This is a genomic window from Terrimonas rubra, assembly GCF_042686025.1.
GTDB classification, from domain to species: domain Bacteria; phylum Bacteroidota; class Bacteroidia; order Chitinophagales; family Chitinophagaceae; genus Terrimonas; species Terrimonas rubra.
This window is the reverse complement of record NZ_JBHUOZ010000003.1, coordinates 923326-936187: the sequence shown is the minus strand read 5'-3', so window position 1 is coordinate 936187 and position 12862 is coordinate 923326. Positions and strand designations below refer to the sequence as shown.

Sequence of the window (12862 nt, the reverse complement as noted above, 5' to 3'; positions counted from 1 at the left end):
TTATTAGTAAAAACCGGGTCTTTCAACCCGGTTTCAACTATTGTAGTAATCACTGCCTGGTTTCCCAAAATGTATTGGATCGCACCTTATTGTTTAACAATTTTATATGTTTCTTTATTTCCTGCGCTGTCTTCCGCCTGTACCAGGTACATACCAACCGGCAGTTGCGACACATCAATTGTCAGCAGTGTTTCCGAATTTGCTTGTACCGTTTTCACAACCTGGCCATTAAGACTTAGTATTCTTACAGAAGCTTTGCCACTCAATCCGCCAATTGAAAGTGTAGATGTCACCGGGTTTGGATACACCTGTAACCTGCTGCTATGATCAAACGATACAATACTTACGGCACTGTAGGTAAATCGTCCATCTATATCCACCTGTTTAAGGCGATAGTGGTTTTTACCTTTAACCACAGCAGTATGGGTATAATCATAATTTAACCGGCCGGCGCTGTTACCGTTCAATGCTTTACTGTTTACAAAACCGATACCACGCCAATTCAAACCATCAGCACTGTGCTCAACTTCGAAACCTTTATTGTTTTGTTCTGACACCGTAGCCCAGTTAAGCAGGGCTTTTCCAGCCTGGTTTTCCGCTGTAAAATGTAAGAATGTTACGGGTAATATGGTAGCCATATTTACTGTTGAGGAGACATACAGGAAACTTCCCATGGCAGTAATATTATGAAACTCTACATAATGCACCCCGTCTTCAATACCAGACTGGGCAACTACCAGCGAACGTGCTTTACCGGCTGTAAATACCCCATCACTGTATATATCAATGATGGCTTCATCGGCCTGGCCATTATAATAGAACCAACCTGAAGTAATGGCTCCCGGAACAACAGTTCCACCTAACTCATCCAGGTTATAATATACCCTCACTTTGCCGGAAGAAAGTGTTGTTCCGTTATTATCGATAACTGTACTGATCCTGGGCATAAGGTTGGTATTACGTACCCCATCATTATACGAAGTACCTTCCGGAGTAATAACCACATCAAAATTATCCAGTTCGGTGTTTGTATAACCTGATGTACCCAATAGTTTTTTACTGATATCACTTGTCTGGCGGTAGTAAGCCCACTCTCCTACGCTGCAACCGTCGTTATAAACATCTGTTGTTTCAACATTACCCGGTAAAAACACTTCACCGTTATTAACGGGCATAGCTTTACCAAATGTGAAATAACTGGCACCATTTGCAAATACATGCGACACCTCATAATCCGTTCCATTAAGCGTTAATGGTTTTACAGAAACATTGGTTGTAAAGCCGGCATCATCTGCAAATACAATTACGTAACCGGCACAGGCATCATTGGCCGCAAACGTGGTGGTACCTACGGAAGCTTGCGGGAAACGGATCATCAATTGGTTTGACACATTATTGGTATTCTGTACTTTCCAGATACGGTTCATCCTTCTGCCGTTAGACGGGCTGCCTGCGTAAGTAAAGGCAGTATAGGTACTGGGTGTATTGGTCATAGCCTGCGTATTACCATTATCACCCCACAGAAGGAACTGCTCATCTGCCAGTTCATTTTCATTGGCGATATTGGTTGCCGCAACTTCACCCAAAGCAATAATAACCTGGCCATTGGTATTGGTATGCTGGCTACGTGACTGTTTTTGATGTAAGGCCGAAATAAAGTCATTTCCTATACCGGCTACATTATTATAATAAGCTGCATTGGCAGTTGCATCCCATATCACAGCATTCCTGGAAGTGGTATAATTATTACTATTGTGTAAGGTTATACCATATTTAACGGCCAGGTAAGATTCTACTTTATTCCTTTCAGCTGCTGTGATGGTGCCATTGCCATAAATAACCAGTTCGCCTATATCTCCTGTAAAGCCCCAGTCATCACCACCAGGAGGATTAACACCCTGGTTCGATCCGAATATATGCCCTCCATCGGTCAGGCCCCTGGCACTATAGGAAGATGATGTACCGGTTGCTGCACCATTTAACCCCTTATTCATCGAAGTATTGGAAAAATTGTGGTACATAATACTCGGGTTGCCTGTTGCAAAATTGATATTACCCGGGTTAGCAATAACCAGGCCTCCGCCGGCATTATTCCTGTAACCTATATCGCCGTTGGCATACAGGCCAGGCTGATCCCAGTTACCACCACCAAATGTGGTATTATTCATACCTATATTAAAATATCGTGTACCTCCCATACCCTGACGGGTCATAGTGAAAATATTAAAATCAGTAGCCGTCAGCGTCCGCTCTGTTATATTACCTAACATTTGCTGAATGGCTGTAAAATTCAGTCCAGGGTTAAAGTTAAAATAAGTGGCATCACCGGCTTTGAACTTAGGTAATGGTGCGCCATTTATTTCTTCTGACACAACACCGGAAGTAAAATCCGTCCATGATGTTACATCAGTACCCTCTCCGCCTGACATGGCAAATTTGTCTGCCCGGTACCAGTGGCTGATATTAGTGGTAACCCCGCCCGGCGCCTGTACATAAGCGGCGAATGTAAAATACTGACCGTCCGTTATGGTCACATCAGCATATGCATACTGTATCCCGTTGATCTCCTGTGTACCGCTCATTTCGGTGATCACATCCGAAAGATCAAAAACATTGTCCGTGCTTTGGATCAGTTTCAGGTAAGCAAAACCCTTGGGCCAGGCCACACGTACAGTGCCGATCGTGTTAACATTGGCCGCCCGCCAGATCGCTGCAAAACGCTGGAAAGGCAACCCTCCTATAGTACCAAAGGCTACGGAGGGTGACTTAGCCAGGTTATTGTCGCCCCAGATTAAAAATTGTCCATTGGTTAATGTGCCTGTATTGGTAACGTTGGTATTACTAAGTCCTGTGGTAGAAATGAGTACCTGCCGGCCGGAGTTCACACTCCATGATTGTCTTTGATACAAACCGCCCTGATCGTCGCGGCCTATACCTGCTATATTATGATGGTAGCCTGTATTAGTCACAGCATTCCATACAACAGCACTAGCCGAATTAATATAGTTCTGCGGTGTGGTCTGATCAAGGGTAATACCATATTTAATAGCCAGGTAGCTATGTATACGGGCCAGGTTAGCGTTATTCATATCGCCTCCTGCCGGCTCATGATATAATATCACTTCTGCAATATCTCCGTTAGGATTATCGCCGGTTGTACCGTCTGCTCCGATATAAGCCCCTGTAGCAGGAAGAACATAAGAACCACCTGTTCTTGGATAAGGCGAAGTATATATTTTTTCCAACCCGTTATAAAAACCACGTTGATTTGCAGGTGTGCCGGTTTTTGGCAGAATAGCAGAGTAAATACCAAAACGATTTGCAGAACCCGGCCCCGCCGCTGTTGCGCCAAAACCATTACCGATAGAAGGCATGGGGTAAACCAACCCACTCTGCGGGAACAGGAAGAAGCCGTCATCATTTCCATTAATAGCAAACAGGTTGTTATAGCCTGAAGCTGTTCCATTCAATCTTGCCACGGCAATATAATGTACCGATCCTGCCGTATTCAGGTAGGCTGTCGTATTATTTCTTAAATAGTTATTAGTGCCATCAAAGGAAAGTGTGGGATTAAAATTCCAGGTCTTTGTGTAAGTAGTCTGGTCATTATAGGGAATATAAGCAGCCGCACTGCTCATAGTCAGTTTTACATCGTTAGCGGTAGAGTTATTCCAGGCAGTAACTTTTTTATTAACATCTGTTTCCACACCATTATCTGCCCTGTACCATAATGACAGATCCTGACCTACACCACCCGGGCCGGCAACATACCCACTGAAGGTAAAATAAGAACCGTTCGCAATAGTGACATCGGCATAATTATAAACTTTGCCGTTAACAGTTATAGTACCTGTCATTGGCGTATGTGTGTCAGATGTATTAATGATATCATCCGGACTTTGGATCAAATGTAAATTTACTATACCACTTGGCCAGGCTACACGTACCGTACCCACAGTGCCGGTATTCTGTGCTTTCCATACGGCAGCAAACCTTAGATTAACAGGATTTCCTCCGATGGTGGTACTATGAGCTACCCCTAACGATTTTGCCAGCCCGTTATCACCCCAAAGCAGCGACTGCCCTGAAGTTAACGAAACTGTATTAGCTGCATTACTATTCGCCAGGCCGGTAGTACCGATCAATACCTGCTGACCATCATTGATACTGTTGGATTGTTTCTGTAGTAACTTACTGCCTTCATCATTAGCCAAGCCGGCAATATTATTATTATAGCCCGTGTTAACAGTCCGGTTCCATAATATCGTAGTGCCATCACTTGCTATATAGTCGTGTGGCAGGGTAATGCCATATTTTATTGAAGCGTACGTTCTCACCCGTTGTTTTTCGGCTTCAGTAAGATCTCTTTCATAAGCAATAACTTCACCTATCAATCCATTTCTGACTTCCGGTTGCGATCCTAATATACTTCCGTCGGCATGCTTTGAATAAACTGCTGCAAAAGTTTGCGTATTCGCCCCGGTGGTACCATTCTGAGCATACTTAATGCCTGCAGTGCCTACGGTAAATGACACGTCATTCAGGTACAATTTATTTGCCGCTACAGCGGGTAAGGCCGGACTGGCATCCGAGTAAGGATAATTTACTACGTTCGCGCCCAATCTGGTAAATACTGGAGTGTTCGCATTGATCAGGCTCGCTGTCGTGGTGGTCGCACCAAAACCAATAATATCGGCATACCCACCAACACCTCTATCAAGATTTACGGTAAAAACAGAGCTGTTGGTGCCATTAGCCGAATATGGCTTACCTGCAGGAACAGCCATAAAACGGGCATCAGCGCCTGTGGTTCCGAAGTCAACAACGGGATTGAAATTATACATTGTTGTAGCAGTAAATGGTTGCCTGCTACTATTTGTTTGCGTGTAATGATTATTGAACCCGGAAAAATCTGACCATGATGAAGGGCTAAAGCCTTCATTCGACTTCAACCATACACGCAAATCAGCAGTAATACCTCCGGGACCGGCCAGTTTGGCCGCAAATGTAAAATACTGTCCGTTAGCCAACACTACATCAGCATAGTTATATACAATACCGTTCACCGTAACTTCTCCCGTCATGGCAGTGGTTGCATCACCTGCATTGAATATGGCATCGGTACTTTGAATAATACTAAGATTAGACAAGCCTTTTGCCCAGGCAACCCTTACAGTACCCACTCCATTGTTTTCTACTTTCCAAACAGAAGCAAACCGGTGTGAAAGCCCTGTAAAACCGCTAAGAACAACAGTTGGTGCTTTTACCAGGCCATTATCGCCCCAAATCAAGTATTGATTATCTGTCAACGTTCCTCCGTTAGCGGCATTTGTATTTGCAAGTCCTCCTACACCGATCAGCACCTGCTGACCGGAGTTGGTGCTCCAGGACTGTTTCTGGTATAAAGCCCCCATATCATCACGGGCAATACCGGCTATATTAAAATGATAGCCATTGTTAGCAACGGCATTCCATACTGTACCACCGCCGGCATTTTTATAATCGCGTATACCATGTGCATAAGTAGTGCCATATTTTATAGCAAGATAGGTTTCCAGCTGATCCATCTGGGCAGCTGTTAACCTGTCTTCAAATATCAAAATTTCATTAAGCTGGCCGCTGAAAGAACCATAGTTATTATCAGCACCTATCCTCAGGTCCCGGGCACCGGTACTGAGGTTGGCATTATTCAACTGGGTACCTGTATAATCAATCCGTGTACCGTTCAGCGAAACAGTAGCGCCGGCATAACCTGCTGAACTACCTCCCCCATTCTGCCAGCCTGCACCAGTATTAAAATATTTCTGCGCCTGCATCACATCCGTACTTACACCCTGATATCCGGGACCACCGGTAAAAAACAACATTTTATTATCGCTGAAAAAATGCAGACCGGGATAATCCATGGAAGGATGAAAACCCAGGAAACCACTTCGTTTTAACAGGTTCATATAACCGGCAGCATACAAAGTACCATTCGTCCTGTCTATAACATTTACACCGGCACCGGCAGTAAACTGCATCCAGTCATTACTGCCATCGAAAGTAACCGTAGGATTAAAGTTAGCCAGCACAGATGCGTTGGAGAACACCGGTCTTGCACCTGAACTTGCCTGTAACAAAGGAAAACTTCCAATAACACTATTCCACTGCTGAACAGTGCTGTTATTGGCAGCCGGTGTAGTACCGGCATCAGAAAAAACGGTACCCGCTGCATCAGCTTTATACCATGCAGCCGGTGCTACCCCACCGGGAGACTGACTGTAAATAGGGGAAAGAGATAAAAAGAGCGCACAAATCCATAACACGTAGATTTTGAAGTTCATAACGGTTAGTTTTAGGGTTTATGTACTTTATTACTTAATAGTATAAAGCATCGGAAACAAAGAATAATGAATAAAAAATAACGGTGCTGGTGTTTTCAGAAGTAAGCAGGTGTCCCCATCAAGGGATTACAGACCGTAATATTACAGGCAATTACATTGCAGGAAAAACGTCATAGTGGTACTCGATAATTTTTTTCGAAGAAGTTCTACAAATACGCTAAGTGTTTATAATTTTTTAATTATAAACACTTAGCGTTACTACAACTAATACTTAATTATTTAACAGGTACTATTACCTGTTCATTTATTGTATAGAGTATATTATAATTGATGACATACTATCCTGAATCCCGGATCGCATCAATATGGTTTAAACGTATAAATAACGCGTAATGCATGATCATCGGGACGTAAAATTCCTTTGTAAAAATCATACCACCCATCTGTCGGGCCACCTTGTCCTTGGTTAGTATGTATCATAAACCTGCCGTTCTTATAACAATAACCATCTATAACTACTGAATGCCCAAAATCTTTAAGATTGGCGAAATGCAGGAAAACCGGCCTTTGTTCATTTATTTCCCTGTAAATAATTTTTTCCAGCTTGCCTAAGGTATACGGTAATATTTTACGCCAGGCTATATACCGCTCTACTTTCATCTTATAATGTTGCTCAAACAAACGGGCGGGAGCCAGTTTATGCATATACCTGTCCGTTCCAAAATCCTTTTGCACTACCAGTGCTGCATAGTAGTTGTACTTTGCCAACTGTTCAATTGTTTGCCGCGATGTGGTTGTATCAATGGCAGCAGCAAATAAACCAAAGTCGAATTGTGTACTATCCAGGGTTTCGTTGATAAGATAATTTTGACGGGAAGTGTAGGATATATGACCAAAAGGTTTTAAGCGGTGGTAGTAGGCTATCTGCGCCAGGGCGGTACTCCAGCAACCTGTCCTCATACTATCAGGTGTATATTGCTCAAAGCCGCCCATCTGCTGCCAGCGTGTTTTTGTTAAATAACTGTTTTCCTCCATACACTTCGACTTGTCAGGGAAAAAAGGAAAGGAAGTAGACACAAAGAGATAAACTAACAGGACTATACCTATCACCAGGGAAAGCATTTTAATTGTTTTCATTTTCATTTTTCACCAAAAAACGGAATGAAAACAGCTCTTTTATTCTCAAAACATGTTTTGAGTGTAAATAAAGGGGCTATTGTGATTGCTGCAATTGCTTTAAATAAGCTTTGGGAGAACTACCGGTAGCAACTTTAAATATCCTGTAAAAACTCGCTTCAGAATTAAACCCGCATTCATAAGCAATGCCGAGTAAAGAAAAATCCGTTACACGCCCCTCTTTCATACATTTTTTTACTTTTTCCACCCGGTAATCGTTCACCAGGTTTCTGAAACTCTTTTGAAAACTACTGTTGATCACGGCAGAGACAATGGCCGGGGGCATATTGACCGACCTGGCAAGTTTTTGCAGGCTTAATTCCGGGTCCAGGTAAATTTCAGTTGTTTCAAAAGCGGCCAGGATAGCTGCTTTCGCTTCCTGCCTTTTTTCATCCGGCAATCCCATTTCTTTTCCCGGATCCGTGGGTGATGGTGCAGTATCGGCGGGCAAAACCGGAATAAGTAAACCCGGTTCTTCCAGGGACGATTCATTCAGAGGATAAGATATATTATCAGGTCTTATTTTTTTATCAGGCAATTGATACCCCCTGAAACCCAGGTAATAGATCAGCAAAGCGAGGTAACCGAAAAACAGTTGCCAGTGAAAAAAATGCTGCGCACCAAAATCCAGGAAGTAGTCTAAAATAGTGGCAACTGTTAAACCCAGTATCAGCACAGCCATTAAAATGGCCACATTCCTCAGCCAGGTATAGGTCGGTGCATCAGTGGCGGCCACATTATTATATAACCAGTTCCGGTATTGCAGTACCAGTTTTAACCCGGCAACCCCATATAAGACAGCTGCAATAATGGTAAGATAATCCTCTGCTTCCTTCACGGCATTAAAAGAAAAGCGATTCGCCCTGTTATCTTTTATTACCAGCTCCTGTTCGGGCAATACCATGATATAAATAAACAGGGCGTAAGCAAAGAAGATAAAAAATGGTAAAAAATGGACGAGGTGTTTTCTCGTGAGGCGGAAACCGGTGGAGACCAGAGAAGATACATACAACCATATTAAAGGAGCAATAGCCAGTTCAACAGCAAGTGGCAAATAACGTAAGGAGGGTTGTTGCCAGAGACCGGTAGTATGGATCAGTATTTTTATACACAAGAGGTTAAACGCTACCAGTAAAAAAGACAATAACAACTTACTGGTACTATTCTTTTTATTATACCATATTAAGCCGGCAATAACAAAGCCCTGGGTAACCCCGATTAAGATCAGTACATCAAAAATTGAAAAGGTAAAAGGCAATGGTATATTGTAAGTGTTATTAAAAGAGAACCGGTTTGAAGATAAGACTTTTTACAAAAGCAAAACCAGACCTGCCGATGATTTATCTGCTCTTCTTCTTTTTCCCTTTTGTATCCAATCCTTTTTTTAATAAACACAGTACACCCAATTCTTCTACGGAAAGCTGTTCATTGGTTTTAAGTAATTTCTTTACCCGCTTTTCAAATAAGGTGAGGGTATTGCCGTGTATATAATGATCAATAATACGCGGGTCGATATAGGAACTGCGGGCAATAGCCGGTGTATTGCCTAACTTCTCGCTTACTGTAATTACTGCATCCCGGATATTCTTTTTCAGCTTGCGCTGGTCATCTTCTTCTATAGCACCAATCTGGTCAAGCGCTATAGCCGCAATTACAGTACCGGCCCAGGTACGGAAATCTTTGGCCGAAAAATCCTTACCCATTATCCCGCGGATATATTCGTTAAGATGTTCACTCTTCACATCCTGTATATTTCCATCTTTATCAATAAACTTAAAAATTTCGTAACCGGGCATATCATCCAGTTCCTGTACGATCTTTGCCAGCCTTGCATCCACCAGGTGGTTCTCCTGCTGCTGGCCCGATTTCCCTTTATACGTAAATATCATTTCATTCCCATTAATTTCCAGGTGTTTGCTGCGTAAGGTAGTTAAACCATAGCTTTCATTTTCCCTGGTATAATATTCATTACCCGGGCGAAAGCAGGCAGCTTCCAGCAGCCGCACCATCGCCGCCAATACTTTTTCCCGGTCGGGTTTCCGGTGCCGCAGGTGCTGCCCTGTTACACGGCGCATATATTTTAACTTGCCGGCAAAACGAATGATCCGGTCAAATTTCCGGTTGTCCTGCGCCTGACGGAATTTAGTGTTATAGATATATTGTTTCCGGTTCTTTGCATCATAACCCGTTGCCCAGATCTTAGCCCTGGCCGAAGTATTGATCTCCACTTTTTCCCAGGCGGGCGGAATGACCAGGGATTTGAAATAAGCTTTTAATTTCGGATCGTTCACGGTATTGCCTTCTTTATCGGTATAACTGAATCCTTTCCCCTTTTTCGTTCTGTAATAGCGCATATACTAGCCAGATTATATTGTTATTGTATGCCGGTTTTCACATCATTCAGTCAATAATGCACAAATCATACCGGTTCGGCCGGTATACCCGTTGTTCTTTTTTAGCAGAACTATAAAATCATTTATGCTTCAGTAAATGGTAGCCGGCAAATAAAAAGGGGCAACAATGTTGCCCCTGCTGGTTCACTTAGACGGTGATCTGTACAATATTTACAGCAGAACCAAAGAATTTATATATCGGTAAAACAACGTTTCCGGAACCATGTCATTTTACATTGTTTTTTAACGGCAATAGCAAAATAAAAATAACAGCATATTTACATATTTACAAGCCGCTCAATGGCCGATTTGCCTGACTTTTATCAAGAAATAAGAAGTTTTTTGTGCCGGGCAGGTATACAGTAGTGTATTGGCGGATATTACCGCTTGTATAAGCATATAGTAATACAACATATCCAAAGTAAAAAAGCGGCAAAGCTAACTTTCTGTACAAACGGTAAATAAACGATCAGTTCCTCATGGTAGTACAAATAATTATTGCCGGCAACCAGCAGTAAATTGAAGATCCCGAAAATCAAAAGTCCATACCATTTCATTTTATAGAGAACGATCAAGACTGTAAGAGTAGCTATAAGTCCAAAGCCGGATGCAAGGTTGGTCACCAGGTCATGATCCATATCCGTAAATAACAAAAGGCTTATGATCATTGCAGTAGTTCCGGAAAGCCGGATGATCAGTCCCGGTACTTTCCTGCTGTGACTATACCGGGAAAACCCGAACCAGAAAGCAGTAAGTGACAGTGAAAGAACCAATAGGCCTGTTATTGCAATTGGTCTGGCAGGATTTTGCTGCCCGTTAATGGCATACTGGTTCAATAAATTACACCAGTAATTATTAAACCAGTCAAAGCCGGTTGCATTTTTGTCAACCTGTGAACCACCGGGATATAATAAGGTTGCAGCGATATAAATGATTACAAAGACGAGCGTCCCGAAAACAGGCGTTAATAACCAGATACTATGCTGTTTTGCCCCTTGCCGCATGTATATTTTCTCATTATAGTACTTGACTAAGATATTTTAAATTAACCGAAAGTGCAAGTGCTCAAACGGAACGGGAAAGAATATTTTATACGTCAACCTGTGGAAAGTGTATACAAATCAAGAGGTCCTGGCTATATTAATCCGATTGTATAAACTGCATTAAAGCCTGGTAATAGTTCTCTAACAATGCCGGGTCCCCGTTCAAAAAAAGATAAGGCTCTATCAACTCCAGTTCCATCAAATAAAATGAGTTATTCATCATCACGCCATCCACCCGTGCATATAAAGTTTTTTGCGGAATTATTTCCAAAAACGCCGCAGCCTGTGTTATATGTACAGGATCAGCCTGCGGATAACTTACCGTACCACCATGGTATTGCTGTACCCTGAAATCATCCTGCTTAGGTATTTTCAATACAGCATGACTGTATTTGCCGTTAAAAAATAAGAATGACCACTCCCCTTCTTTGATCACCTCCATAAATGGTTGTACCAGGTAATCCTCTTCTGCCAACAAAGCATCGATGCTCTCTTTTTGTGCCGCCATATTATCCTTACTGATGATAATGGTATTTTTAGCGCCGGCGCTGATACAGGGCTTTACCACCAGTTTATCAACGGAAAATTTTTCAAAATACTGATGGGTAAATTCGCTGCCTTTGGGTAAATAAGCTGACGGGATGATCTTTAATCCCTTATCCTGTATAGCCTGCAGGTAATGTTTATTACTGTTCCATTTAATAATATCAACAGGATTCAACACGGTAATGGAAAGTTTTTTCAACTTATCCAACCATGTATAAAATGCATCGATCTTCTCATGATAATCCCAGGGTGATTTTATGATCACTATATTATAATCACTCCAGTTCACCTTGTCATCATTCCAGATCACACGATCTATGAACAGGCCCTTGCCTGTCAGAAAATCAACGAGGTCCGTATCTTCATCACGGCTCACACCCACTGTATATTTTTCCTGTGGTTTGTACCCTACAAATGCCAGTCTCATCCGGTTATTTATTTTATTTTTTTTAAAAGCCAATGATTGTAACACCGCCTGCCTAAAGCCTTCGCCCATATTTTTTTGATGCAATTACACAGGCAATAACGCCTGCCGTAACACCCACCATTCCCATACTCACCTGCTCCTGTAATAAAACGGCCGCTAAAGCTAAGCCAAAAAATGGTTGCACCAATTGCAATTGTCCTACCGAAGCAATGCCGCCCTGCGCCAGGCCTTTATACCAGAATATAAACCCGATAAACATGCTGAACAAAGAAATATAACCCAACCCTATCCAGGAAGAAGGTTTAATAAAACCAACTGCCTGTGGGAAAAACAGCCAGCACAACGGCAGCATCAGCGGTAAGGCTAATACCAGGGCCCAGGAAATAACCTGCCAGCCACCCAGCTCTTTGGATAACTTCCCCCCTTCGGCATAACCTAAACCGCAAAGAATAATAGCACCCAACATGAACAGGTCTCCTACAGGTGAGGCGGTCAAACCCTGGTAAACGGCATAACCTACAACCAGTAAACTTCCCAGTACTGAAAACAACCAGAATATGGGCTTAGGACGTTCGCCTCCTAACAATACACCAAAAATAGCGGTTGACAAGGGCAGCAATCCCAAAAACACCATCGCATGCGCAGCTGTTAAGTATTGTAAGGCAAGCGAACTTAATAGTGGAAAACCAAGTACAACTCCAAGCATAACGATCAGTAATGAACGCACCTGCCGCTGATCCGGCTTTTTTTCTTTAGCAGCTATCAATACCAGCAATGCGATCAAACCCGCAATTGCTGCACGGGCCGTTGTTAAAAAGCCGGGGCCGAGATCCGATACCGCTACCCGGGTTGCCGGTAGCGAGCCACTGAATATCAACACACCAATAAAACCATTGATCCATCCCTGTGTATGGGTACTGCGTACATCACTATGCTGCATGTTCTGTTATT

The 12862-nt window shown here is 42.7% G+C and carries 7 protein-coding genes; all 7 read right to left on the bottom strand.

All coding sequences use genetic code 11. The features are described from left to right. Positions 1–86 precede the first annotated feature (86 nt). Positions 87–6326, bottom strand: a complete 6240-nt coding sequence (locus ACFS6H_RS13280; RefSeq protein WP_386099528.1) for a T9SS type A sorting domain-containing protein — start codon at positions 6324–6326, stop codon at positions 87–89. A 360-nt stretch (positions 6327–6686) separates the two neighbouring features. Beyond that, positions 6687–7463, bottom strand: a complete 777-nt coding sequence (locus ACFS6H_RS13275; RefSeq protein WP_386099525.1) for a C10 family peptidase — start codon at positions 7461–7463, stop codon at positions 6687–6689. Between the two features lie 76 nt (positions 7464–7539). After that, positions 7540–8760, bottom strand: a complete 1221-nt coding sequence (locus tag ACFS6H_RS13270) for a helix-turn-helix domain-containing protein (protein WP_386099522.1) — start codon at positions 8758–8760, stop codon at positions 7540–7542. Between the two features lie 82 nt (positions 8761–8842). Continuing rightward, entirely contained in the window at positions 8843–9856 is a 1014-nt protein-coding gene (locus ACFS6H_RS13265; RefSeq protein WP_386099519.1) for a DNA topoisomerase IB, read from the bottom strand. 419 nt (positions 9857–10275) lie between these two features. Continuing rightward, the gene (locus ACFS6H_RS13260; RefSeq protein ID WP_386099516.1) at positions 10276–10899 is read right to left on the bottom strand and encodes a hypothetical protein; all 624 of its coding nucleotides are present in this window, start codon (positions 10897–10899) and stop codon (positions 10276–10278) included. A gap of 136 nt (positions 10900–11035) precedes the next feature. After that, positions 11036–11980 carry an ATP-grasp domain-containing protein gene (locus ACFS6H_RS13255; RefSeq protein ID WP_386099513.1) on the bottom strand — a complete coding sequence of 315 codons (945 nt, stop codon included), beginning with the start codon at positions 11978–11980 and terminating at the stop codon, positions 11036–11038. Further along, on the bottom strand, positions 11964–12851 hold the full coding sequence (locus ACFS6H_RS13250) for a DMT family transporter (RefSeq protein ID WP_386099510.1): 888 nt from the start codon (positions 12849–12851) through the stop codon (positions 11964–11966). Before ACFS6H_RS13250 ends, ACFS6H_RS13255 begins: the two co-directional genes overlap by 17 nt. Positions 12852–12862 lie beyond the last annotated feature (11 nt).

What these genes read in the sequence shown, in the direction of transcription:
- ACFS6H_RS13280 (WP_386099528.1), bottom strand. Translation starts at nt 6,326, where the DNA reads ATGAACTTCAAAATCTACGTGTTATGGATTTGTGCGCTCTTTTTATCT.
- ACFS6H_RS13275 (WP_386099525.1), bottom strand. Translation starts at nt 7,463, where the DNA reads ATGAAAACAATTAAAATGCTTTCCCTGGTGATAGGTATAGTCCTGTTA.
- ACFS6H_RS13265 (WP_386099519.1), bottom strand. Translation starts at nt 9,856, where the DNA reads ATGCGCTATTACAGAACGAAAAAGGGGAAAGGATTCAGTTATACCGAT.
- ACFS6H_RS13260 (WP_386099516.1), bottom strand. Translation starts at nt 10,899, where the DNA reads ATGCGGCAAGGGGCAAAACAGCATAGTATCTGGTTATTAACGCCTGTT.
- ACFS6H_RS13255 (WP_386099513.1), bottom strand. Translation starts at nt 11,980, where the DNA reads ATGGGCGAAGGCTTTAGGCAGGCGGTGTTACAATCATTGGCTTTTAAA.
- ACFS6H_RS13250 (WP_386099510.1), bottom strand. Translation starts at nt 12,851, where the DNA reads ATGCAGCATAGTGATGTACGCAGTACCCATACACAGGGATGGATCAAT.